We start from the raw sequence: 22,702 nt of genomic DNA, 5'->3' as shown, positions 1-22,702 counted from the left end.
CTTTTCGAAATTCCTCATCCTGCTTTGTCCCAGTTATCATGTCAATCATCCGGCTCTAGATTGACCTTGTCGGCCGGAAGAGAGCCGAGCTCACAGCCGGTAAAGGCTAGAAACATGATTGGAGGATACGAATGACGATCAAACTACCCAAAGGCATCGAAGACTATTTCGATGCCGACCGGACAGGCAGCCCGGATGTGATCGCTTCCACATTCACCGAGAACGGCATCGTGAAAGATAAAGGCCTCACGTACCGAGGCCGGGATGCCATTCGCGCGTGGATGGCCGACGAAAGCCAGCAATACAGCTACACGGTCGAGCCCTTCCTGATCAACAGTGAAGATGGCAAAACCTTGGTGACGGCCCACGCCGTAGGCGACTTTCCGGGCAGCCCGATCGACCTGCGGTTCTTCTTCGTCCTCGCGGGCGACAAGGTCGCCGAACTGGAGATCACCGTATGACACAGTTCCTCACCTTGCAGGGCCGCCGCGCCCTGATTACCGGCGGCACTTCGGGCGCGGGCGCTGCAACGGTAGCGCTCTTCAAGGATCTTGGCGCCCGTGTGCTTACCAGTGCGCGCACCAAACCGGCAGATTTCTCCGGTGCGGCATTCGTTGAAGCCGATCTGACCACCCCGACGGGGGTTCAAACCGTCGTCGATGCGGTGCATCGGGAACTCGGCGGCCTCGATATTCTTGTGAACGTGCTGGGCGGTTCTTCGGCACCTTCTGGCGGCTTTGCTGTGCTCACAGACAAGGAGTGGGACAAGGAGTTCAACCTTAACTTCTTTCCGGCGGTCAGGCTGGATCGTGCACTGATCCCTGGCATGGTCGCTCAGGGAAGTGGTGTCGTCATCCACGTCACCTCGATCCAGCGAAACCTTCCACTACCCGAGGCGACGACCGCCTATGCTTCGGCCAAGGGGGCGCTCAACACCTACAGCAAAAGCCTTTCCAAGGAGGTTTCTCCGAAGGGTGTACGGGTGGTGCGGGTTTCTCCCGGCTGGATCGCAAGCCCGGGATCCAATGGTCTGGCCCTGCGCATAGCCGAGCAAGCCGGTATCAGCTACGACGACGCGGTGCAGGTCATCATGAACTCGCTCGGCGGCATACCGCTTGGACGACCAGCCGCGCCGGAAGAGGTCGCAGACCTGATCGCATTCCTTGCCTCGGATCGGGCATCGTCTATCACCGGCACGGAGCATGTGATCGACGGCGGGACTGTTCCGACCGCTTGAGCATTTAGGCCATCTACCGCGGTCCAAGTCAGGCGGGTGCGTCCCACCCGCCGATCTGGGAGTAGATCGCGTTACGAAGATGCCGCACGTCGCGGTTCAAGGCAGCGAGTTCCGCTGGTGTCTGGGCCGAGGCTGCAAGCAAGGTGTCGCTGAGGCAGCCTGCCTTATGCTGCAAGGCACGACCCAGATCTGTCAGCGCCACCAGAACCTGACGCTCGTTGCTAGCGTTGCGCGTCCGACGCACGAGCCCGGCGGCTTCCAGGCGTTTCAGAAGCGGTGTCAACGTGCTGGACTCAAGAGCTAGTCGGTCGGCGATAGAAACCACGGTTTGTTCGTCTTCCGTCCAGAGAACGTTCAGGACGAGATACTGCGGATATGTTAGCCCAAGCTCGTCGAGAAGCGGCTTGTAAGCGCGCTGAACGGCGATGCCGGCGGTGTAGATCGCATAGCAAAGTTGGTCGCGCAGAGGCGGGGGATCGTTATGGCGTTTGGTCATTTTGAACTCCTGAAGACGTTCATATAATCGAATTTATCACGAAAACCAATATTGCGATAAGAATTATGTTGACGTGCAGATCAAGATGTGAAATCTAATAGATATCGCGATAACAATTATCGCAATTACAACGAGGAGAAGGCCATGACACGCAAGTCCATCACGACCATTTCGGCAATCGCAGCTGCAGCCTCACTGTCGGTTGCGCTACCGGCGGCGGATGCCGCCGACATTATTGTTAAAGATCAATCCGTAAGAAACGTCGTTCTGGTTCACGGCGCGTTTGCTGACGGTTCCGGCTGGAAGGGTGTTTACGACAACCTGACGAAACGCGGTTATCGCGTCACCATCGTCCAGAACCCGTTGACGTCGCTTGCAGACGATGTCGCCGCCACCAAGCGTGCGCTCGAGCGTCAGGATGGTCCGGTTATTCTCGTCGGTCATTCCTGGGGTGGCACGGTCATCACGGAGGCTGGCATTGATGAGAAGGTTGCGGGCCTCGTCTACGTCTCCGCTCTCTCCCCCGATGCCGGCGAGACGACGGCTCAGCAATATGAAGGCTTTGCGCCTGCTTCTGAATTCGTAATTGAGACCACAAAGGATGGTTTTGGCTATGTCAGCCCGGAAAAGTTCAAGGCAGGGTTCGCACATGACGTCAGCGACGCCGATGTTGCCTTCATGAGGGACGCGCAGGTTCCGATCAACATGTCGGCGTTCGGCACCAAGCTCGAAAATGCCGCTTGGCGTACCAAGCCCAGCTGGGCCGTCATTGCTACTGAAGACAAGGCCTTCGATCAGGCCATGTTGATCCACATGGCTGAGCGCATCAAGGCCAAGATCACCAAGGTGTCGGCAAGCCACGCCCTGTTCTTGACGCAGCCGGCAGTCATCGCCGAGACCATTGATAAGGCTGCCAAGGCCGCGTCGGCGAAAAAGCAATGATCGACTTCGCGCTATCGGGACGGTCGAGACCTTCCCGATAGCGTCGAGACAAACCCGTTAAACAGATCGGCAGGCCCGATGCGAAATAACGGTAGGACGTCGGATCCTTGACCCAGATCCGTAAACATTTCCTCGTCTTAGCGTCCAGGACTCCCCCAAATTTACCTGAAACAATTCACAGAGGATCTCACGTGAAACGACATAGCCATGATAAAAATGCACCCGATACCACGTTGCACCCACATGACGCGGTCGGTGACGTCTACGATTTCATCGTCTGCGGCGCCGGCTCCAGCGGCTCGGTTGTCGCGGCGCGGCTGGCGGAGAATGGAAACGCGACCGTTCTGCTGATTGAAGCGGGCGGAGATGATGAATCCGAGACCGTATCGAACCCTGCGCAATGGCCACTCAATCTTGGATCAAATCGGGACTGGGGCTTTGTCGGACAGCCAGCGGCTGGCCTGGATGGCCGCCGACTTCCTTTGAGCATGGGCAAAGGGCTTGGTGGTGGTTCGAGCATCAACGTCATGGTATGGGCCAGGGGACACAAGGAAGACTGGAACCACTTTGCGGCCGAAGCCCGGGATGAGGCCTGGGGCTATCAATCGATCCTTGGCTACTATCGCCGGATCGAAAACTGGCAAGGCGTGCCGGACCCATCTCGTCGCGGAACCGGCGGGCCCGCCCATGTATCGCAGCCTGCGTCGCCGCAGCCAGTGGCGCAAGCGCTTTTGAGCGCCGCGTCAGCGATGGGCATTCCGGTCTTCGATTCAACAAATGGCGAAATGATGGAGGCCGTTGGCGGCGCATCGATTGCTGAACTGCGTATCAGGGAGGGCAAGCGGGAAACGGTGTTTGAATCATACGTTCGTCCGCTGCTGTCGCGCTCAAACTTGACGGTGATAACGGAGGCGCTGGTTACGCGTCTCATCTTCGAGGGTAAGCGGGTGAGAGGTGTTGAAGCTCTGATCGATGGTCGGCGACGTCAGTTCATGGCGCATTGTGAAACGGTGTTGTCACTTGGAGCGATCAACACGCCGAAAGTCCTAATGCAGTCCGGTATCGGCCCGGAAGACGAACTCCATTCTCACGGCATTCCAGTCGTGCAACACCTGCCGGGGGTTGGTCGCAATCATCAGGATCATCTCGCCTTCGGCTGCACCTGGGCTTACCGAAAACCGGAAGCCATCGGCGGGAGCGGTTGCGAGGCAAATCTCTACTGGAAGAGTGACGCACGTCTGTCCCAGCCTGATATCCTCCAGTGCCAGTTGGAGTTCGCCGTTCCGTCGCCGCCTGAGGCCGGTCTTGAAACACCGGAGCACGGCTGGACGATGTTCAATGGTCTCGCACAGCCGAAAAGCCGCGGCCGTTTGAGGCTCTCTGGTCCCGACATAAACGATCCCGTCCTGATCGAACCGAACTCACTCAGTGAGCCAGAAGACATGGCAGCAGCGTTAGCCGCAGTCGAATTGTGCCGCGAACTCGGAAACAGCGATGGCTTCAGACCTTTGGTGACAGGCGAAGCCGCTCCCGGTCAGCGAAACAGATCAGGCATGATCGATTTTATCCGTCGCTCGGCCGTCACCTATTGGCATCAATCCTGCACCGCCAAGATGGGACGCGACGCCATGTCGGTGGTCGACAACGAGCTCAAGGTCTACGGCATCGAAGGCCTTCGCATCGCGGACGCCTCGATCATGCCGCGGATTACCACCGGCAACACGATGGCGCCGTGCGTGGTTATTGGAGAGAGGGTATCCGATTTGATCCGAAAGGTGCATTTCCTGGGAAATTACTAGGGTTTGCTCAATCGATCTCGCAGTCACGGATTTGTTGGGAAACCGATCTGGGCTGTTTGGCGTGTCGGGAATTTCTGGCGACATGCTAACACTGTTAGACTCACAAGATGCCTTTGCACAAGAAGCAGTCGATTTGTTCGTTTATACAATCGCACGTGGAATGGGTGCGATGACTGCTGCTTTGCGAGGGCTGGATACTTTGGTTTTTTGTGCAGGTATCGGGGAAAATTCTCCTTTAATTCGCGAGAAGATCGGGGAGGCAGCAGATTGGCTGGGCATTAAAATAGATGCGCAGCGCAACTGGTGGGGTGAAGAGGATATTAGTGCCCCTTCATCCAAGATAAAAGTGCTCGTTTTTCGAACTGACGAGGAACGGGCGGTGGCTAGCCAGATAATGCAATTCCTGCCCGAGACTAGCATCCCACACTAAGTCGCTGCGATCGCGGTGATCGTCTTCGAGTTATCGTCAAGGCTCTTCGATTATTTGGTCTTGAGATGCTCCCCAGCGCCGCTGCAATCTGTTCGTTCGTGTAAAGGTCTACAGCGCAAGACAATATTTTGAGGAGAGAGCCGACTTCAAATCCGCTTTCGACCACCGGTTGGGCGGCATCGCCCGGCATCCGGAATGTCCCCAGTCTGGCCGGGGATAGCGACACCGTGAGTTTCGATCGCTTCCATGATCGTTTCTATCAAGTTGCGGGGGTAGGCGGCGGCGGAAGCAGAAGCCGTCCGCCGCCCGTTTTCTCGCGAGCCTAAGCGGTCCTGTTCGCGGCCGCCTGCCGGACCAACGCTTCGATTACCTGCTCAAGTGACGTCGTGCCCCTGGCACGATTTCCGCCCTCGGCCTTGAAGTCGATCCAGCCTTCGTTGAAGCCGTCGAGCATACGCGTGCGCGGCTGCGGGTTACGCGAACCCTGAGCACGGAACAGGCCCTCCCAGCTTTCCCGCGGAACGATCTCCACCCGCACTGGATGCCCGAGCACCGATGCGAAGGCATTGGCGAGATCGTTGGGCGAGACCCGTGCCGGACCTTCCAGCTCTACCACGCGCTTGCCGATCCATTGCTCGCGAATAAGATCTGCGGCAAGCTGGCCGATATCCTGCGTCGCCACCATGGCGAAGGTCTTGTCGGCAGGCTGGAGGAAGCTGTGCAGCACGCCTTCGTCGCGGGCCGAGGCCACGTCCCAGGCCGCATTTTCCATGAACCAGCCGGGTCGCAGGAAGGTGACGGGAAGATCAAGCTCGCTGAGGGCTTCTTCCAGCATCGTCCGCTGGCTCAACAGATTGTCCACTTCTGCATCGGCGCCGATGGTGGAGAGGCAAACAACCCTTTTCGGGCGGGCAGCAAGGAGAGCGGTTGTAAGCACCTCATTCTGCTTCGCCGCTTCCGGATAGCCGGGCGCTGGATCGAATTCCGACGGCGGCAGGATGAAGATGCCCTTGGCGCCCTTGAACGCGGCGGCAAGCTGCGTCGCGTCGCCCATGTCGGCAAAGGCGATCTCGCAACCGCGCTTGCGCCAGATTTCCGCCTTGGCAGGATCGCGCAGCACCGCACGGACCGGTTCTCCGGCTCCTATCAGGGCTTTCGCCAGCGCGCCGCCGACCTTGCCGGTAATTCCTGTAATCGCATACATGATATGTCTCCTGGTGTTGGGGTCGGGGATGGATCAGGCGACGCCGTCGTAGAGGCGGCGCTCAAATGTGCCGTAGAGCTCTGCAAGGCCTAAGACTTCCGCGGTTCCGGCAGGCCGCTGCGCCAGCCGAGCGTTGAGGAATATCTACGGGATGCAGAAAGATGATTCACGCGCATTAAAATCAAAGATAAGATGACTTTAAATCATCATGATAAGACGGTCGGCAAAGAGCGACCTTGCGACGGAGAGAAGGCATGAGTTTCGACACGCGGCTGCTGACCGGGGTCGGCGTTTTCGGGGCAGTGATGGAAGCGGGCAATTTCGTGCGAGCTGCGGATGTTCTCGGCCTCACGCCATCGGGAGTCAGTCGTGCGGTAGCGCGGCTCGAACAACGCGTCGGCGTTAGATTGTTCGACCGCAATCCGCGCGAAGTCACGCTAACGGAAGAAGGCGCCCGCTTTCATGCAAAGATAATGCCGTTGCTTGCCGGGCTGGAGGAGGCGGCCTCCGAAGCCGCCGGTTCGGCGGCATTCGTCGGCGGGCGGCTAAGGGTTTCGATCGATCCCTGGTTCGCGCGCATGGTGCTGGCGCCGAGGATCAGTGAATTTCTGGCGCGCTATCCCGCTCTGACGCTTGATCTGACCACCAGCAACTATCGCGAAGAGATGATGAGCGGCGCGGATGTCGCCGTGCGTTTCGGTCCGCCGGACGAATCGTCACTGATCGCGCGCAAACTGCTGGACGTACCGGTGCTGACCTGTGCCGCCCCAGGCTATCTTGCCCGCCACGGAGTTCCAGCGACGCCCCACGACCTGATGCACCACGATTGCATCCTGTTTCGCGACCCGCAGACCGGACGGCCGTTCACCTGGGAATTCCAGGGGGACAACGGTGCCATCGAGATCAAGGCGGCGGGGCGGTTGGTCATGGACGATCCCTCCGCTGCCGTCGCGGCCTGTCTCGCGGGGCAAGGCATATTCCAGAGCTTTGCCATCGGTCTCGACGAGTGGCTTGAGAGCGGGGCGCTCACGACGATCTTGACGGAATGGTCCGGCGAGCAGTTTCCGCTTTACGCCTATCATCCGTCACGCCACATGCCGCCTGCCAAGGTGCGGGCTTTTCTGGATTTTGTTCAACGAACTGCGGCGACGTAGCGTAGGGCATTGATCAACTTTATCCGGCGTTCGGCCGTGACCTTGGCATCGATCCTGCACAGGCAAAATGGGACGCAACAGCATGTCGTTCATCGACAACGAACTCAAGGTCTAAAGTGCCAACACGTTGTCGAGACACATTTCGATTGTCCCACCGGTCAACTTGTGCTGGCTGGCATGATGGATTACGAGCTCACCGCTCCGCGACTTTCGGTAAACGCGGGAACACTTGGCGTGCGTGCGTGCTTTTCCGGCGACACGCTCAGTGAAGATGGTCTTAAAGGAGATGACCAATACGTGGTTCAGCTCTGACCCGGAGCTAAACCGGAAAGCGTGCGCGTGTTGAAAGCACATGGCTAGCCGAGAACACTCTGTAAGGCCACAACTTCTAAACCGTTGTGACACTTAAGTTGAGGCAACGTTAGCTCGGTACGACCACGATTAGCCGGGTTCCTGAATGACATAGCGGTCATTTTCGTCCAATTCGTCCGGGTCTACCAAGACAACCGAGCGTCGGCCGGTATTGGAGACATGAACGAATGAATATGGATTTGCTGTTTCATCGTTGGCCAAGAGCAAAGCTCTATCGAGCGTCCGCGCTAAATAAGCGGCTGCCTCAGGAACATCAGGGCGTGGCAAAGGTTCAAAGATGTAGAGAGTAATCAGTTGCGAGTACTTGTGCGGAGAATGAGCTTCAACGATGCACGTGACGGGTGCATCCTTAATTTCGCTGATACTGTGGACAACGTTCACGCTCTCGGTGGAGAAGTTGAGCATGGTCGCTATGCAACGCTGCAGGAGGCCATCATCGGCCGGGCTCTCCAAGGAGGCATCAAACCAGATCACTGTCCGCGTCCCCAGTGAATCGCGCGGTGATGGTGCCTGCGCCAGAAATTCATTGTTGTGGGATCACTCTTGGCGCCTTCAAGGCGTTCCAAAACACCTTCGAGTTCACCAAGAAACTCACCGTTTTCGGCAACAGCAATCGATCCAAAAGAGCGCATCGAGTGCAGGTATAGGTCCGTCAAATTCGTAATCCGTCGCAGTATAGGTGAAGGGCACCGTAAGTTTCTTATCGATTACAACCATTTTCCATTCCGACATTTGAGCAAAAGGAAAGTGCATTGTCACGTCCGTTGGAGCCGAAAGCAGCCTTGGTGGAATCTTGAAACCGTCGAGGCGCGGCGGTACACTTATAGGTGCTGCTGGGCGCGATGGAAATGAGCGCCGAGTGGCTGGCTTCGCTGGATGCGCGGTCGGCGCCGCGCCCTCGCACGCTTCTGGCGCGCGAGATCCGCTATGCCGACGTGTGTGACATGGTCCGATAGGTTTCGGTCAGGACACCGACAGGAATGCCGCTCACTCACGTTCTGGGCCACCCCAAACGCGTCGCAACTCACGCACAATATCCCTCTTGATGAGGCAGCGTTGATCGCCCAGGCAGGTGGACCGGCCGGCTCCGTGCAAAGTATTTGCATAGGGCCGTTCTAGATGGAAAAAATGAAAGATCTTTGACAGAAATCTTTGAGAGCTACAGAAACTGGCCACCGCAAGGCAGCGGGCAATGCCACGTAACGAACGATATGCCACAGGCCTCGATCAACCGATGCCTGTCAGTCCAACATGACCATGCGAGCCGCAACCTGTTCTTCGAAGAATTTCGAGAATGAAGCAATCCGCGGAGGCAGTGCCTGATAAGGCGGATAATAAAGGGTCAACCACAAGTCGGGCGGTGCCCACCCCTTGAACACATGTACGAGGCGCCCGGTGCGCAAATGCTCCGAGACATGAAAGTTCGGCAGCATGGCAACGCCTGCGCCATCCGCTGCCATGTCGGCCAGGACCTCGCCATTGTTGGCGCTGAAGGCACGCCCTGCCGATATCGTCATGCTCAAGCCGCCGTCCGAAAGCACCCAGTTCTCTCGCCGACTTTCGCCGCTATAGGCGAGGCAATCGTCTGGTGTCAGCTCATTTGGATGCTGCATGTCGACAAACCGACTTCCCGGTGCGGCAACCAGAATGCGCGGTACGACGCGGATTTTTCTCCATATCGTGAACTTGTCCGACGGCTGAATTGAGATGCGGATTGCCAGATCGTAGTCGTCATCGACGATATTCACCAGTCCGTCGGACAGTGAGATCTCAAAGCCCATCTTCGGGTACCGCTCTTTGAAGCCGGAGAGGATCGGTGGCAGCACCGCCTTGCCGAACCACGTCGGCGCACTGATCCTGAGACGCCCTTCGTCGGCCTTGTGGGCGTTCATCACATCGCGGCGCGCCTCTTCGAGCGTCTTTACCGCTGGCTGGATCTGTGCGGCGAAGATCGCGCCGTCTGTGGTTAGGGAGACCTGGCGCGTCGTCCGCACGAAGAGTTGCACCCCAAGTTCCGCCTCGAGCGCGGCAATGGCACGCGTGACGGCTGCGGGCGTCATGTCCAGTTCGCGGGCAACCTGAGCGAAGTTTCGCTTTTCGGCTGCAAGGAGGAAGGTTCGCAGAGCTTTGTAATCGTTCATTGGGATTGTTTCAAAAAGAGCAACGCACTCGAAACGAATATTGCAATTCTCGGGCGTGATCAATCGGCCTAGATATTCGTCAACAGCCAAACACTAACGGCGACTTTGAAAGGCAAGGACATGATCAAGGATATCAAGGGACTGCATCACGTAACCTCCATGGCTTCGAATGCGCGTCAGAACAATCGCTTCTTCACTGACACGCTGGGCCTGCGCCGCGTCAAGCAGACCGTCAACTTCGACGACCCGAACGTCTACCACCTTTACTACGGCGACCAGAACGGCTCCGCAGGCACCGTCATGACGTACTTCCCGTTCCCTAACATGATGCTGGGTCGTCCCGGTGTTGGCGAGGTCGGGGAAACGCAGTTCTCCGTGCCAAAGGGGGCATTGAGGTTCTGGCAGGATCGGTTTACCGCGCACGGTGTCGATGGCTTGAAAACTGAAACCGTCTTTGGCGCCAACAGACTTCATTTCAAGGGTCCGGACGGGGACAGCCTGGCGCTGATTGAATCTGCCGATGATAACCGCGCGCCATGGCTGGCGGACGGCATTCCGAGCGATGCAGCTATCCTCGGATTTGCTGGCGCCCGGTTTAGCCTGCACGATACCGCCGCGACAGAAGAGCTTCTGGGCTTCATGGGCTATCAACGCGCCGGGAAGGAGGGTGACGTGACCCGCTTTATCATTCCCAATGGAAACGGCGCTGACACGATTGATGTCGCAGCGCTGCCGAAAACGCCGTTTGCCCGTCAGGGCGCCGGTTCGGTCCACCATATAGCCTTTGCCGTAGAGAACCGCGAAAAGCAGCTCGAAGTTCGCAAGGCACTGATGGACACCGGTTATCAGGTTACGCCAGTCATTGACCGCGATTATTTCTGGGCAATCTACTTCAGGACGCCGGGTGGCGTGCTGTTTGAGATTGCCACGAACGAGCCGGGGTTTAACCGGGACGAGGACACAGCACATCTGGGCGAGGTGCTTAAGCTGCCCAGCCGATATGAGGAATTTCGGGACCAGATCCAGGCAAATCTCGAACCACTGGCGGCCTGACAATACCATTGAACAGGGCGTCTCAAATTCGGGACGCCATATATCTGTCCAGGCGGCGCCATGACGCTTTTGCAACTAAGATTCTCAGACATTCGACTACGCCCTGTGTCCTGTCCAACAATCGATAACTGAGCCCCAAAACATCGTACATATAGATTTCGAGGGAGAGATGCCAATGGATCAATTGGGAGCAATCAGGGCCTTTGTGCGCGTCGTCGAGGCCGGATCCTTTGCAAAGGCCGCAGATACGATGGGTGCGCCGCGGTCCTCCGTGAGTAAGCTTGTTCAGGATCTTGAGGCAAGCTTGAGTCTGAAACTGCTAGAACGAACGACGCGTTCACTTGCCGTGACACCTGAGGGCCTTGCTTATTACGAGCGCGCCATCCGCCTGATCGCCGATTTCGATGAAATGAACAACGAGGCGACCCGTGGGCGCCTGGCCACCAGGGGGAAACTTCGGGTTGATATAGGAGGGACCTTCGCCAATACCGTTCTGATCCCTCGGTTGCCAGAGTTTTACGCCCTCTATCCAGAGATCGAGTTGCATCTTGGTGTAACAGAACGTCAGGCCGACATTGTTGAGGAGGGAATAGATTGCGTAATACGTGCCGGCGATCTACCCAGCGCATCTCTCGTTGCGAAGAAACTATGCAGCGTCGAGATAGTGACCTGTGCCACCCCGTCATACCTCGAAAAATACGGCGTGCCAGCTTCGCCATCGGATCTGCAGCGTGATCATATTTTCGTTCAGTACTTTTTCGCACGCAGCTTGAAAGCTGCACCCGTCCGACTAATGAATGGTAACGAGAAGTTAGAAATCTACAGCCCCATCAAGCTCTCCACCAGTGATGCGACCGCGCATTTGCATGGAATATTAGCAGGACTGGGTATTGGACAGACATTTGAATTCCTGGCACGACCACATATTGCTCGTGGCGCCCTGGTCCCTATCATGAACGATTGGGCGCCACCACGTTATCCTGTTCACATAGTCAGGCCGGCGGGCCGGTTTCCGAGTGTTAAGTATCAGGTCTTTGCAGACTGGGTCGCGGGCGTGTTTTCTGCCTACGACGATGCACCGCCCCGTCCTGACAGCTTTATCCATATTCATGGATAGTGACTCCACAACTACGGGCTTCTCCAATCAATCCTTTGAAGGTATTCCCCGCAACTGATGTAAGCCCTCGTCTGACGGCACGGCCTGTATGATAGCTTTATCCCGTTTGGGAGTCGGCTGTATCGGCTCGGGATCGTGTAAACACCTGCAATTTGGAACAACGGTTGTTGAAAGCAAATAAAAGACGATGTGAACTCGGTATGGAGCCTTTGCGCCGAAGGCGTATTCACTATCTGGTCGCATCGTTCGTCAACGGCAGACTGGCAGGCATTGCGGGGAATACACACGGCTCAACGGCCGGCTGCTGTCTCGCGCAAAGCCAGTTCCAACCAAATCGATTCACGACGAACAGCGTGCCCATGGACACCGGGAGCTATTTCAAGACGTCCTCCCCGAATGAAGCTTCCTTCAGAAATTTTCGGAACGGGCGGTCGCGTAGCGCAACCCCGTGTGACGTTCACAGGCCAGCCGGACCGCAGAGCAATTATTGCGATAAAGGCAATTCATTCGCAATTAATATTGCAATTCCGCAGGGGGGCAAGTCACGCTACGTTTCCTTTCAGCAGCCGAGGCAGCGATTGAACGGAAGCCCTCGGGTCTTACAAGTCGTGTCCCAGGACATGGCGTTCGTCCGACAGGTCCTGCTCATTTCATAACCGGCCGCATTCGCGGTCCAAAACAACCGAAGAGGAATTACCATGTCCAAGCTTGAAGTCCTGACCCCCGCCAACAGCCAGCTCATTTTCATCGATCAGCAGCCGCAGATGGCCTTCGGCGTCCAGTCGATCGACCGCCAGACGCTGAAAAACAACGTTGTCGGCTTGGCCAAGGCTGCCAGGATTTTCAACGTGCCAACCACGATCACCACCGTCGAGACCGAAAGCTTCTCCGGCAACACCTTCCCCGAACTTTTGGCAGTCTATCCGCAGAATGACATCCTTGAACGCACCTCGATGAACTCCTGGGATGATCAGAACGTACGCGATGCGCTGGCAAAAAATGCTGCCAACGGCCGCAAGAAGATTGTCGTCTCCGGTCTATGGACAGAAGTCTGCAACACGACTTTTGCACTCTCTGCACTGCATGACGTCCCGGAGTACGAGATCTACATGGTCGCCGATGCTTCCGGCGGCACGTCTTCCGATGCGCACAAATATGCAATGGACCGCATGGTGCAGGCTGGCGTCATACCCGTCACCTGGCAGCAGGTTTTGCTCGAATGGCAGCGCGACTGGGCTCGCAAGGAAACCTACGATGCGGTCACCACACTGGTGAAAGAGCATTCCGGCGCTTACGGCATGGGAATCGATTACGCGATCACGCACGTCCATGGTGGTGCCGAACGCGTTGGCCATGGCAACCGCATCGGCCCGAACCCCGCGAAGTAAGCCAAATCGACCGCTCCGGTGATCATCGGAGCGGTTGTCCGTTTTAACGAGGGTGACTCTCATGAAAATCTATCTTCTATCTCTTGGCGCTGGTCTTCTGGTCGGCATCGTCTACAGCCTTCTCAACGTACGCTCTCCGGCTCCGCCGGTGATCGCGCTTGTCGGGCTACTTGGCATCCTCGTCGGCGAACAGATCGTCCCGCTGGCGAAGACGCTCTGGAGTAAGGAGCCTGCTGCGGTCTCTTGGCTCAATCAGGTCAAGCCGCATATGTTTGGGCACCTCCCCAAGGGTGGGGCCCGTCATGATGTTGCCCACAACGCAGAACCCCGGGTAGAGGAGGAGAGCTGATGACGACGCGTCGGACCTTTCTCGGAGGGGCGTCGAGCCTGGCGTTCTCGAGCCTCTTCTCAACGGCCAATGCTGCCGATCCCAAAAAAACCGGAGTAGACACCATGCATCCCGACCTGATCCTCCATAACGGTCGCTTCACGACCCTTGACCGTACCAATCCGAGCGCGACAGCGGTGGCCATCAAGGACGGTCTGTTCATGGAAGTCGCCACCGATGCTGAGATCTTGGCACTCGAAGGTCCGGATACGAAGATCGTGAACCTGAAGGGCAAGCGCGTCCTGCCTGGCTTGATCGACAATCATACTCATGTCGTGCGCGGCGGGTTAAACTTCAACATGGAACTACGGTGGGATGGCGTTCGCTCGCTGGCCGATGCGATGGACATGCTGAAACGGCAGGTGGCGGTTACGCCCGCCCCGCAATGGGTGCGTGTCGTCGGCGGCTTCACTGAACACCAGTTTGCGGAGAAGCGTCTGCCGACCATTGAGGAAATCAATACGGTCGCGCCAGATACCCCAGTGTTCCTCCTGCACCTTTATGACCGAGCGCTCCTCAACGGCGCGGCCCTGCGTGCCGTTGGCTACACCCGCGACACGCCGAACCCGCCTGGTGGCGAAATCACCCGCGATGCCAATGGCAATCCGACCGGCCTGCTGCTCGCCAAGCCGAACGCCGGCATCCTCTATTCGACGCTCGCCAAGGGTCCGAAGCTGCCTCTCGATTATCAAGTCAATTCCACCCGCCACTTCATGCGCGAGCTGAACAGGCTTGGTGTGACCGGTGTCATCGATGCAGGTGGTGGCTTCCAGAATTATCCTGATGATTATGAGGTGATCCAGAAACTCTCCGACGAAAACCAGATGACGGTTCGTCTCGCCTACAATCTCTTCACGCAAAAGCCAAAGGAAGAGAAAGAGGACTTTCTCAAATGGACGTCTTCGGTCAAATACAAGCAGGGAAATGATTACTTCCGCCACAATGGCGCGGGCGAAATGCTGGTCTTTTCCGCAGCCGATTTCGAGGACTTCCGCCAACCGAGGCCGGAAATGGCCCCGGAAATGGAGGGAGAGTTGGAAGAGGTGGTGCGGGTTCTGGCAGAAAACCGTTGGCCATGGCGCCTGCACGCTACCTATGACGAGACGATCACCCGTGCGCTGGATGTCTTTGAAAAGGTCAACAAGGATATACCGCTGGAAGGCCTGAACTGGTTCTTTGACCATGCGGAGACGATTTCTGATCGCTCTATCGACCGTATCGCAGCGCTTGGCGGTGGCATCGCCACCCAGCATCGCATGGCCTATCAGGGCGAGTATTTCGCCGAGCGTTACGGACACGGCGTAGCCGAAGCCACCCCACCGATCCGCAAGATGCTGGACAAGGGCGTCAACGTTTCCGCCGGCACGGACGCCACCCGCGTCGCTTCCTATAATCCGTGGGTGTCGCTCTCATGGATGGTCACGGGCAAGACCGTTGGCGGCATGCAGCTCTACCCGCGTGCCAACTGCCTTGATCGCGAGACGGCTCTGCGCATGTGGACTGAAAAAGTCACTTGGTTTTCGAACGAAGAAGGCAAGAAAGGTCGCATCGAGAAAGGCCAGTTCGCTGACCTTGTCGTTCCCGATAAGGACTTCTTCTCCTGCGCCGAGGACGAGATCTCGTTCCTGGTATCGGAGCTGACCATGGTCGGCGGCAAGATCGTCTATGGCGCGGGTGACTTCAAAACGCTCGACGAGAATGACGTGCCGCCGGCGATGCCGGACTGGTCACCGGTGCGCAAGTTCGGTGGGTATGCTGCATGGGGCGAGCCGGAAGGTGCTGGCGCGCGATCTCTACGGCGCACGGCGATCTCAACCTGTGGCTGCGCCAGCGATTGCGGCGTGCATGGTCACGACCATGCGGGAGCCTGGACCTCGAAACTGCCGATCGCCGACCTCAAGGGTTTCTTCGGCGCTCTTGGCTGCTCTTGCTGGGCAGTCTGATCCTGTCCTCGCTTGGGCGGCCTCTGTTCGCCCAAGCGATCGCGATCCCATAATTGCAATATTGGCAATTAAATCGAAACTATTGCTGCAATTGTTGCCAGAGCGATCACCGGCCAATATCGCTCCATCAAACACGGCCGCTCGATCACCTCAGCGACCATAAAGGAGAAGATATGACCTACCAATCCCATATATCGAATTCAGCCCTGAGTGGACTGGCACGTGTCGTTGGCTCTCCCATTACGAGAAGGGTATCGCTACTTGCTCTTTGCGCTGCCTACATCCAGGGTCCACTCACCAAGATCTTTGATTTCAATGGCGCGCTTGCCGAGATGGATCATTTTGGTCTCCGCCCTGCCGCCTTCTTTGCGGTTACCGTCATCGCGTTCGAGCTCATGGCCTCAGCGATGGTGGTCTCGGGCTTCCTGCGCTGGGCAGGCGCCCTCGCGCTTGCAGGCTTTACGCTTCTCGCAACGCTCATCGCTCTTCGTTTCTGGGAAATCGCGCCCGGTATGGACCGTATGATGGCGACGAACGCCTTCTTCGAACACATCGGTCTGGCCGGTGCATTCATCTTCGTTGCAGCGGTTGACCTTGCAAAGGGAGCGGGCAAATGAGCACCACGAAATCATCTGGGGGCACCTTTGCTCCTCTCGCACAGCCCGTCTTCGCGGTTCTGTGGATTGCAACGGTTCTCGGCAATACCGGAAGCTTCATGCGCGACGTCGCCAGCTCCTGGCTGATGACGGATCTCTCGGCATCGCCTGGCGCGGTCGCCATGGTTCAGGCGGCCGGAACATTGCCGATCTTTCTTCTAGCGATACCTGCAGGCGTTCTCACCGACATTCTCGATCGACGCAAGTTCCTGATTGCGGTCCAGCTGCTGCTGGCCTCCGTCAGTATCTCGCTGATGGTTCTGTCCCAGACCGGAATGCTCTCTGTCAGTGCCCTGATCGGTCTTACATTCCTCGGGGGCATCGGCGCGGCGCTCATGGGGCCGACCTGGCAGGCGATCGTGCCGGAACTGGTCAAGCGTGAGGACGTGAAAAGCGCAGTGGCACTCAACTCGCTCGGCATCAATATTGCTCGCTCGATTGGCCCCGCCGGCGGCGGCCTGCTTCTCGCAGCCTTCGGTGCGGGTATTACCTATGGCGCAGACGTCGCAAGTTATATCTTCGTGATCGCTGCGCTGGTCTGGTGGCCGCGCGCCAAGAATGCCAACGATGCGTTGCAGGAAAACTTTTTCGGCGCATTCCGAGCCGGGCTACGTTACACCCGGTCCAGCCGCCCGCTACATGTCATCCTTCTGAGGGCCGCGATCTTCTTCGCTTTTGCCAGTGCAGTATGGGCTCTTCTTCCTCTCGTTGCCCGCCAATTGCTGGGTGGCGATGCCAGCTTCTACGGTATTCTGCTTGGTGCGGTCGGTGCTGGTGCGATCGGTGGAGCGTTGGTCATGCCGAAGCTGCGCGAAAACCTGAGCTCGGATGGTCTGCTTCTTGGCGCAGCGATGATCACCGCAGTCGTCATGGGTGTCCTGTCGCTCTCCCCGCCGAAGATCGTCGCCATTATCGCTCTTCTATTTCTCGGTGGTGCTTGGATCACCGCCCTGACGACGTTTAATGGGGCAGCCCAGGCTGTTCTTCCCAACTGGGTGCGTGGGCGCGGTCTTGCTGTCTATCTGACCGTATTCAACGGAGCCATGACGGCAGGCAGCCTCGGCTGGGGTGCTGTGGGCGAGGCCGTTGGCATTCAGACGACATTGCTTATCGGTGCAGCTGGCTTGCTCGTCGCGGGGCTCATCATGCACCGCGTAAAGCTCCCGGCTGGTGACGCCGACATGGTGCCGTCCAACCACTGGCCGGAACCGCTGGTCGCCGAGCCTGTCGCCCATGACCGCGGTCCTGTCCTGATCCTCATCGAGTACAAGGTCGAGAAAGAGCATCGTTCTGCCTTCCTGCGTGCTCTCGACCACCTTTCTCGCGAACGCCGCCGCGATGGTGCCTATGGGTGGGGTGTGACCGAAGACTCCGCGGATCCGGAAAAGATCGTCGAGTGGTTCATGGTGGAATCCTGGGCTGAACACCTTCGCCAGCACAAGCGGGTTTCCAACGCCGATGCCGATCTGCAGGGAAAGGTTCTGACCTACCATGTTGGTCCGGCCAAACCGGTTGTTCGTCATTTCCTGACGATCAATCGGCCAGGGGTGGCGTAAATAATCAAGGGCAGGGCGGCTTCAGCCGTCCTTTCCATTATGCCGTTTAGCGCAGTAAAGTCGAACTATTGATGCAATTGTTATCAGGCGGGTTTCGCTGGACGGTATGGCCACACTGCGCGGTACCATCGCTGCGCCACGCAACGGCAAGGCCACTGGGTCGCATCTCCTTGAGATGTCATCGCTGGCAGGGTTAAGTTGCAACGGTTTGTCACCGTTGGATTTCCGACACATTCTCTGGGCATGTCAGGTTGTTTCTGACTGACGGCGAATGAATGGTAGTGTCAGTGGTCGTTTTTCAAGAAACATCGATTGCGGCACGCATTTGATGTCACCTTAATATAAATGGAACGAGCGAATACAAAGCGTGTTACAATGCACGGGTCGACCGCGCCCTTCGAGGCAGATCGGCATTGCTGCCGAGTAATGACTTGCTCCGCGAGTCTTCGGTCCCTGAGGGCCAAATCATGTCCGAGACGCCGATTGTGCACTTCGAGGCGGCGAGCACGCTTGCCGTTGTCGTGTCATCCAACGAACCGTTGCTGTTCCTGTCCGATGACCTCAAGGTGATAGCGGCGAGTGCGTCTTTCTGCCGGGCCTTTGGGATCAACCCTGTGACGGTTCCTGGTACATTGCTCAGCGAACTTGGGGATGGGGAATGGGCGATGCCCACGCTTGCCTCGCTTCTCAAAGCCACGGCTTCTGGAAGTGCGAACATAGAAGCCTACGAAATCGAGCTCAATCGGCCCGATCAGGAAGTCCGATACTTGGTGGTCAACGCCCGAACGCTGGATGATGGGGACCTCGATCATATTCGCTTGCTTCTGGCCGTAACCGACGTGACTGACATGCGGGCGGAAGCGAGGCTGAAAGACAATCTGGTACGTGATAAGGCCATCCTGCTTCAGGAGGTCCAGCACAGGGTAGCGAATAGTCTCCAGATTATCGCGAGCGTACTGATGCAGAGCGCGCGTCGTGTTCAGTCGGAGGAAGCGCGCGGCCATCTCCACAATGCCCACAGCCGGGTCATGTCGATCGCTGCCCTGCAACGCCAGCTTTCATCCTCACCCGGCGGCAACGTGGAACTGCATGCGTATTTCACGCAGCTAGCCCTAAGTCTTGGTGCTTCAATGATCGCAGACCCTGACCGGCTATCGATCCAAGTGATGGTCGATGACAGTGCCGTCGAGGCTGACGTATCTGTGAGCTTTGGGCTAATCGTCACCGAGCTTGTGATCAATGCTCTCAAACACGCCTTTCCCGATGATCGAACTGGCCTGATCGAGATCAACTATCGGTCGTCAGGCAAGGGCTGGACACTTTCCATTGCTGATAACGGTATCGGCATGCGGGTGGGCGCTGGTGCACCTAAGGCTGGACTTGGAACGGGTATTATCGAAGCTCTCGTCAAAAACCTCGGCGGTGTAATAGAGGTGAGCGATGCAGCTCCCGGCACTGTCGTAACAATTCGCCATCGGGACACCGCAGGTCTCCTGCCCGACATTTCTACAGCAGCATAGGAACGAAGTTGCGCTGCATACCGTTAACGATTCCCGGCCTTGGGGCCCACCCTCACATTTCGAGTGAACGATGAAAAACGGCAAAGCGGTCGTCCTGATTGTCGAAGACAGCGCGATGATCCGAATGGGTGCGGTGGACATAGTGCTCTCGGCGGGTTACGAGGCGCTTGAAGCATCCGATGCGGACGAGGCAATCCGCATTCTTGAGGCACGAGATGACATCGATCTGGTGTTCACAGATGTACAGATGCCGGGGACGATGGACGGAATCAAACTATCCCACTGCATCCGGGACCGATGGCCGCCTGTGAAGCTGATAGTCGCATCCGGTGCAGCCATTCTCGAGGAAAGCAGTCTGCCTTTTGGCAGCAGGTTTTTCTCGAAGCCTTATGACGACCATGTGATCGCGGACGCTATGGCCCGCCTGCTTTCCAGCGACGACGTTCTTCATACACCGCCTACTGCTTGAGCCTGCCTGTTAGGCTTCACCATATCACCTACCGAGCAGCGATAGCGCGGCGACGGCTCCCCGTGGGCAACATCCGGGTGATCGCACACGAATTCTCCGCAAAGAGAAGGGTCGCAGCGTTGCCTTCGTCACCGGCCCAGGCGCTTGTGGTTCTCCTTCTCGCAAGCTCCGCACTGGCCGGCGTGGCGAGCATCGTTTCTGTACTACAGACAGATTTGCTGACGCGCCCATCAACCACAGGTTTGAACGATACGCCATTCGTGAGGTCGAGCGTGGCCGTTTCGACGTTTCAATGGGCGACCGTAAATGGATAATTCGGGAGAAAGATTACTTGAGGTTGCCGATATCGAAACGGAAGCCCTCAATCTGACTGGACGCAGCCTCGAAAACAAAAAGCATTTTGAGGACGCCTTTCTTTATGCGAGCGGGAAAACATCGGCAGGACAAGCGCCGGGTGACGGGGACGCTGGAGGGGCTTCTTCCTTCCGCTACGAGCGGCACCACCAGGCTCGAGGTGCTAGCACCTCTCTATGGAATGCGCGCTGTGCTTCTGGTACTGTAGGCGTTGCAGTACCGTTGGGGGGCAGCCATGTCTTTGCTTGCTTTGCATCATGTATCGATCATCACCGCCGACCTTGGTCAATCACTACCGTTTTATCGCGACGCGTTCGGCCTGACCGAAATCGCGCGGCCGAATTTCTCCATAAGCGGTGCCTGGCTGGCCTGCGGCGATCTGCAGGTCCATCTTGTCGAGTATCCCGAAGGCACATTCCGAAAGAACCCTTCTATCGATCGCAACGACTGGCATTTCGCATTCCGCACAGATGATTTCGACGGCGCCATCCAGCGACTAATGCGATTGGGTTTCCGCGAGGACCTGCCCCAGGACGATCCGCGTTGTCTGCTGATCTTTCGCTTCGGCCTGACCGGTTTCCCGCAACTCTATCTGCGTGACCCCGACTTGAATGTCATCGAGATCAACGGAGCGTCAAGAGCAGAGTCTTACGATTAACTGCCAAGCGACATGGGTCCCCCGGTGTGATGACCACTGGCGAAAATTCCATTTCGTCAGTGGTCTGTGTAAGGACCCATGGTTCCTCCGACCATGTTGAGAGCCATCTCCCAAAGCCGATCTGCATTGGCGCCTGTCGAACGCATAGGCAGCGACACCCTCAAGTTTGCCTTCTGGTCGGTGCGCCACCAATGGGGCTTGCTGGCAGTTGTCAAAGTAATTACCGTTTAGCCGTGCATGGAGGCGGGGCAGCTGTCGTCGACAATCGCGACAGTCCCTCACACTCCAGTACCTCCTGCATAGCGGTCCATACCTATATCCGTAGACGTGGCGCGTCGATGAATTTCGGCCATAGTGGTGTGGAAAACTGCGTTGCGTGTCTCGAGTTCAGCATGTGCGGCGAGATGCGCCGGGACAAGTTCGCGGATCTCGGCCAGTATCGCAGCCTCATCAATCAGTTGCAACTTGCCTGCATTGAAAACAATCTGTCCTGCGACCATGACCGTTTCAATGGAAGAGCCATTTTCTGCGTAGACGAGATGCTTGGCGATGTCGTTGAGAGGCGTGAAGCTGAGAGTTGTGAGGTCAAGGATCAACAGATCGGCGGCTTTGCCAATTTCGAGTGAACCAGTCACATTTTCCAGCATGGCACTGCGTGCTCCGCCGATCGTCGCCATGGTGAGTATCTCGTCAGCTCGAATCCACTGATCGTGATCCGGGCCGGAGACGCTGTGGATCAGTCCGGCCACCCGCATGACGTCGAAGACGCGAGCGGTGTCATTCGACGAAACGCCATCGGTTCCAAGACCAATGGTTACGCCCGCATTCATCAGGTGGCGAATGGGAGCAATCCCCGCCCCCAGTTTTTGGTTGGAAATGGCATTATGGGCAATTGAACATCCGGCATTGCCCATCATTTCCATGTCGCTCTCACTCACCCAAACAGAATGGGCGATTGTGGTATTGCGCGACAGGACGCCGAGATCACGCATATAGCCGATCAGGCTCTTGCCGTAAATTTGATGTCCAGTTACGGCCTGTGTCTTGGTTTCCAAGATATGTGTATGCAGCGGAACGCCCATCTCCACAGCCAGCGCATGGCAAGCCTGCAGCAAATCCGGAGTGCAGCGTTGCGGCGCCGAAGGTGCGATCATGAAGTTGAGCCGACCGGCCTTGCCATGCAATGAGGAAAATGCGGAACGACAATAATCGATATAGGCCTCGGCTGACATGGGCGGGCCAAAATCAAGCTTTTCCTGCAGATGGCGCGGCATGATCTCGCGGGCGAAGGGCAAGGCATCCAATGTGTGTACGTTCATGGCGGCGCTGGACACATTGGCGCGAATACCCGCATCGTCATAGGCCCTGAATACCGTTGATAGCCGTGAGAGATCATGTACCGGCGGATCAAAAAAATCGTCGCAAATCGTTGTGACGCCATTGCGCAACGAGTCCATGGCAAGAAGAAGGCTGCGCAGATAAAGCAGCCTTTCATTAATGACGGGGCCCATCAATAATGGGTAGGCGTAGAGCAACCAGATTTCCAATGGCATGCCTTCATATCGCCCGCGAAAAAACGTTTCGCTTGAATGGGTATGCGCATTGATGAGGCCCGGCATGATGAGACGGCTTTGGCCGTCGATAAGGGTGGCACTCGGTTGGGCGGCGAGATTTTGGCCGATAGCAGCAATGCGCCCGTCCTCTATCAGAATATCGCCTTCGAACGGCTTGGTTCCGTTCTGAGGACACATCGTCAACAGGGTGGCATTCTTGATCAGCGTCTGAAGCATAGGCGTGTCCTGTTCGTCGTGCCGTCGCACCGGTT

At 57.2% G+C, this 22,702-nt stretch carries 23 protein-coding genes and 1 pseudogene; 18 read left to right on the top strand and 6 right to left on the bottom strand.

Annotation, left to right across the window (positions count from 1 at the left end; genetic code table 11):
• Positions 1-131 precede the first annotated feature (131 nt).
• Together AC6CHM_RS17740 and AC6CHM_RS17735 are read left to right on the top strand one after the other, a co-directional pair.
• On the top strand, positions 132-461 hold the full coding sequence (locus AC6CHM_RS17740; RefSeq protein WP_336441723.1) for a nuclear transport factor 2 family protein: 330 nt from the start codon (positions 132-134) through the stop codon (positions 459-461).
• Complete coding sequence (locus tag AC6CHM_RS17735) at positions 458-1,237, top strand: SDR family oxidoreductase (RefSeq protein WP_498173886.1); 780 nt, start codon at positions 458-460, stop codon at positions 1,235-1,237. The genes AC6CHM_RS17740 and AC6CHM_RS17735 overlap by 4 nt, the downstream gene beginning before the upstream one ends.
• A 28-nt stretch (positions 1,238-1,265) precedes the next feature.
• Here AC6CHM_RS17735 and AC6CHM_RS17730 read toward each other — a convergent pair whose 3' ends face one another.
• Complete coding sequence (locus AC6CHM_RS17730) at positions 1,266-1,733, bottom strand: MarR family winged helix-turn-helix transcriptional regulator (RefSeq protein ID WP_498173885.1); 468 nt, start codon at positions 1,731-1,733, stop codon at positions 1,266-1,268.
• 144 nt (positions 1,734-1,877) lie between these two features.
• Here AC6CHM_RS17730 and AC6CHM_RS17725 point away from each other — a divergent pair, with 144 nt between their 5' ends.
• The 3 genes from AC6CHM_RS17725 to AC6CHM_RS17715 all read left to right on the top strand — a co-directional run bounded on the left by AC6CHM_RS17725 (position 1,878) and on the right by AC6CHM_RS17715 (position 4,904).
• A complete protein-coding gene (locus AC6CHM_RS17725; protein WP_498173884.1) occupies positions 1,878-2,675 on the top strand; it encodes an alpha/beta fold hydrolase in 798 nt (265 codons plus the stop codon).
• Positions 2,676-2,866: 191 nt separating this feature from the next.
• Positions 2,867-4,474: a GMC family oxidoreductase gene (locus tag AC6CHM_RS17720; protein ID WP_498173883.1), complete on the top strand. Its 1,608-nt coding sequence runs from the start codon at positions 2,867-2,869 to the stop codon at positions 4,472-4,474.
• A gap of 31 nt (positions 4,475-4,505) precedes the next feature.
• Positions 4,506-4,904 (top strand): hypothetical protein, encoded by a 399-nt coding sequence (locus AC6CHM_RS17715; RefSeq protein WP_498173882.1) that lies wholly within the window; start codon positions 4,506-4,508, stop codon positions 4,902-4,904.
• Positions 4,905-5,226: 322 nt separating this feature from the next.
• On the opposite strand, the gene AC6CHM_RS17710 is transcribed toward AC6CHM_RS17715, so the two are convergent.
• Positions 5,227-6,108: an NmrA family NAD(P)-binding protein gene (locus tag AC6CHM_RS17710; RefSeq protein WP_498173881.1), complete on the bottom strand. Its 882-nt coding sequence runs from the start codon at positions 6,106-6,108 to the stop codon at positions 5,227-5,229.
• A 254-nt stretch (positions 6,109-6,362) separates the two neighbouring features.
• On the opposite strand from AC6CHM_RS17710, the gene AC6CHM_RS17705 reads away from it, so the two are divergent.
• Entirely contained in the window at positions 6,363-7,262 is a 900-nt protein-coding gene (locus tag AC6CHM_RS17705; protein WP_498173880.1) for a LysR family transcriptional regulator, read from the top strand.
• A gap of 441 nt (positions 7,263-7,703) precedes the next feature.
• Here the strand turns inward: AC6CHM_RS17705 and AC6CHM_RS17700 are convergent, their stop codons facing one another.
• Complete coding sequence (locus AC6CHM_RS17700; RefSeq protein ID WP_498173879.1) at positions 7,704-8,108, bottom strand: hypothetical protein; 405 nt, start codon at positions 8,106-8,108, stop codon at positions 7,704-7,706.
• Positions 8,105-8,290, bottom strand: coding sequence for a hypothetical protein (locus AC6CHM_RS17695; RefSeq protein ID WP_498173878.1), 186 nt, complete (start codon positions 8,288-8,290; stop codon positions 8,105-8,107). The genes AC6CHM_RS17700 and AC6CHM_RS17695 overlap by 4 nt, the downstream gene beginning before the upstream one ends.
• Positions 8,291-8,533: 243 nt before the next feature.
• On the opposite strand from AC6CHM_RS17695, the pseudogene AC6CHM_RS17690 reads away from it, so the two are divergent.
• A pseudogene (locus tag AC6CHM_RS17690) lies at positions 8,534-8,889 on the top strand (gamma-glutamylcyclotransferase); the annotation flags it as partial.
• On the opposite strand, the gene AC6CHM_RS17685 reads toward AC6CHM_RS17690, so the two are convergent.
• Positions 8,876-9,775 (bottom strand): LysR family transcriptional regulator, encoded by a 900-nt coding sequence (locus AC6CHM_RS17685; protein ID WP_336441734.1) that lies wholly within the window; start codon positions 9,773-9,775, stop codon positions 8,876-8,878. The pseudogene AC6CHM_RS17690 and the gene AC6CHM_RS17685 overlap by 14 nt on opposite strands.
• A 120-nt stretch (positions 9,776-9,895) precedes the next feature.
• Between AC6CHM_RS17685 and AC6CHM_RS17680 the strand changes: the two genes are divergently transcribed.
• The 11 genes from AC6CHM_RS17680 to AC6CHM_RS17630 all read left to right on the top strand — a co-directional run bounded on the left by AC6CHM_RS17680 (position 9,896) and on the right by AC6CHM_RS17630 (position 20,877).
• Positions 9,896-10,828, top strand: coding sequence for a VOC family protein (locus tag AC6CHM_RS17680; RefSeq protein WP_498173877.1), 933 nt, complete (start codon positions 9,896-9,898; stop codon positions 10,826-10,828).
• 175 nt (positions 10,829-11,003) lie between these two features.
• Complete coding sequence (locus tag AC6CHM_RS17675; protein ID WP_115053968.1) at positions 11,004-11,945, top strand: LysR family transcriptional regulator; 942 nt, start codon at positions 11,004-11,006, stop codon at positions 11,943-11,945.
• A 698-nt stretch (positions 11,946-12,643) separates the two neighbouring features.
• On the top strand, positions 12,644-13,333 hold the full coding sequence (locus AC6CHM_RS17670; protein ID WP_115053967.1) for an isochorismatase family protein: 690 nt from the start codon (positions 12,644-12,646) through the stop codon (positions 13,331-13,333).
• A 61-nt stretch (positions 13,334-13,394) separates the two neighbouring features.
• The gene (locus AC6CHM_RS17665) at positions 13,395-13,682 is read left to right on the top strand and encodes a XapX domain-containing protein (RefSeq protein ID WP_115053966.1); all 288 of its coding nucleotides are present in this window, start codon (positions 13,395-13,397) and stop codon (positions 13,680-13,682) included.
• Positions 13,682-15,664 (top strand): amidohydrolase, encoded by a 1,983-nt coding sequence (locus AC6CHM_RS17660; RefSeq protein ID WP_498173876.1) that lies wholly within the window; start codon positions 13,682-13,684, stop codon positions 15,662-15,664. The genes AC6CHM_RS17665 and AC6CHM_RS17660 overlap by 1 nt, the downstream gene beginning before the upstream one ends.
• Positions 15,665-15,837: 173 nt before the next feature.
• On the top strand, positions 15,838-16,281 hold the full coding sequence (locus AC6CHM_RS17655) for a DoxX family protein (protein WP_498173875.1): 444 nt from the start codon (positions 15,838-15,840) through the stop codon (positions 16,279-16,281).
• Positions 16,278-17,876: an MFS transporter gene (locus AC6CHM_RS17650; protein ID WP_498173874.1), complete on the top strand. Its 1,599-nt coding sequence runs from the start codon at positions 16,278-16,280 to the stop codon at positions 17,874-17,876. The genes AC6CHM_RS17655 and AC6CHM_RS17650 overlap by 4 nt, the downstream gene beginning before the upstream one ends.
• Before the next feature lie 467 nt (positions 17,877-18,343).
• Positions 18,344-19,396, top strand: coding sequence for a sensor histidine kinase (locus AC6CHM_RS17645; RefSeq protein WP_498173873.1), 1,053 nt, complete (start codon positions 18,344-18,346; stop codon positions 19,394-19,396).
• A 70-nt stretch (positions 19,397-19,466) separates the two neighbouring features.
• Positions 19,467-19,865, top strand: coding sequence for a response regulator (locus AC6CHM_RS17640; protein ID WP_336441742.1), 399 nt, complete (start codon positions 19,467-19,469; stop codon positions 19,863-19,865).
• A gap of 418 nt (positions 19,866-20,283) precedes the next feature.
• On the top strand, positions 20,284-20,427 hold the full coding sequence (locus tag AC6CHM_RS17635) for a hypothetical protein (RefSeq protein ID WP_336441743.1): 144 nt from the start codon (positions 20,284-20,286) through the stop codon (positions 20,425-20,427).
• Positions 20,428-20,454: 27 nt separating this feature from the next.
• Positions 20,455-20,877, top strand: coding sequence for a VOC family protein (locus AC6CHM_RS17630; protein ID WP_336441744.1), 423 nt, complete (start codon positions 20,455-20,457; stop codon positions 20,875-20,877).
• A 278-nt stretch (positions 20,878-21,155) separates the two neighbouring features.
• Here the strand turns inward: AC6CHM_RS17630 and AC6CHM_RS17625 are convergent, their stop codons facing one another.
• A complete protein-coding gene (locus tag AC6CHM_RS17625; RefSeq protein WP_498173872.1) occupies positions 21,156-22,667 on the bottom strand; it encodes an amidohydrolase family protein in 1,512 nt (503 codons plus the stop codon).
• Between the last annotated feature and the right edge of the window lie 35 nt (positions 22,668-22,702).

Source organism: Phyllobacterium sp. GQ127 (assembly GCF_059758635.1).
The sequence above is the reverse complement of the archived record's forward strand: the minus strand, read 5'-3'. Positions and strand labels throughout refer to the sequence as shown.

Bases quoted from the DNA above. Each gene is read 5' to 3' on its own strand.
- AC6CHM_RS17645 (WP_498173873.1), top strand. From the start codon at position 18,344: ATGTCCGAGACGCCGATTGTGCACTTCGAGGCGGCGAGCACGCTTGCC.
- AC6CHM_RS17705 (WP_498173880.1), top strand. From the start codon at position 6,363: ATGAGTTTCGACACGCGGCTGCTGACCGGGGTCGGCGTTTTCGGGGCA.
- AC6CHM_RS17670 (WP_115053967.1), top strand. From the start codon at position 12,644: ATGTCCAAGCTTGAAGTCCTGACCCCCGCCAACAGCCAGCTCATTTTC.
- AC6CHM_RS17665 (WP_115053966.1), top strand. From the start codon at position 13,395: ATGAAAATCTATCTTCTATCTCTTGGCGCTGGTCTTCTGGTCGGCATC.
- AC6CHM_RS17725 (WP_498173884.1), top strand. From the start codon at position 1,878: ATGACACGCAAGTCCATCACGACCATTTCGGCAATCGCAGCTGCAGCC.
- AC6CHM_RS17660 (WP_498173876.1), top strand. From the start codon at position 13,682: ATGACGACGCGTCGGACCTTTCTCGGAGGGGCGTCGAGCCTGGCGTTC.
- AC6CHM_RS17710 (WP_498173881.1), bottom strand. From the start codon at position 6,108: ATGTATGCGATTACAGGAATTACCGGCAAGGTCGGCGGCGCGCTGGCG.
- AC6CHM_RS17685 (WP_336441734.1), bottom strand. From the start codon at position 9,775: ATGAACGATTACAAAGCTCTGCGAACCTTCCTCCTTGCAGCCGAAAAG.
- AC6CHM_RS17625 (WP_498173872.1), bottom strand. From the start codon at position 22,667: ATGCTTCAGACGCTGATCAAGAATGCCACCCTGTTGACGATGTGTCCT.
- AC6CHM_RS17630 (WP_336441744.1), top strand. From the start codon at position 20,455: ATGTCTTTGCTTGCTTTGCATCATGTATCGATCATCACCGCCGACCTT.
- AC6CHM_RS17650 (WP_498173874.1), top strand. From the start codon at position 16,278: ATGAGCACCACGAAATCATCTGGGGGCACCTTTGCTCCTCTCGCACAG.
- AC6CHM_RS17735 (WP_498173886.1), top strand. From the start codon at position 458: ATGACACAGTTCCTCACCTTGCAGGGCCGCCGCGCCCTGATTACCGGC.
- AC6CHM_RS17680 (WP_498173877.1), top strand. From the start codon at position 9,896: ATGATCAAGGATATCAAGGGACTGCATCACGTAACCTCCATGGCTTCG.
- AC6CHM_RS17635 (WP_336441743.1), top strand. From the start codon at position 20,284: ATGCGAGCGGGAAAACATCGGCAGGACAAGCGCCGGGTGACGGGGACG.
- AC6CHM_RS17740 (WP_336441723.1), top strand. From the start codon at position 132: ATGACGATCAAACTACCCAAAGGCATCGAAGACTATTTCGATGCCGAC.
- AC6CHM_RS17730 (WP_498173885.1), bottom strand. From the start codon at position 1,733: ATGACCAAACGCCATAACGATCCCCCGCCTCTGCGCGACCAACTTTGC.
- AC6CHM_RS17640 (WP_336441742.1), top strand. From the start codon at position 19,467: ATGAAAAACGGCAAAGCGGTCGTCCTGATTGTCGAAGACAGCGCGATG.
- AC6CHM_RS17655 (WP_498173875.1), top strand. From the start codon at position 15,838: ATGACCTACCAATCCCATATATCGAATTCAGCCCTGAGTGGACTGGCA.
- AC6CHM_RS17675 (WP_115053968.1), top strand. From the start codon at position 11,004: ATGGATCAATTGGGAGCAATCAGGGCCTTTGTGCGCGTCGTCGAGGCC.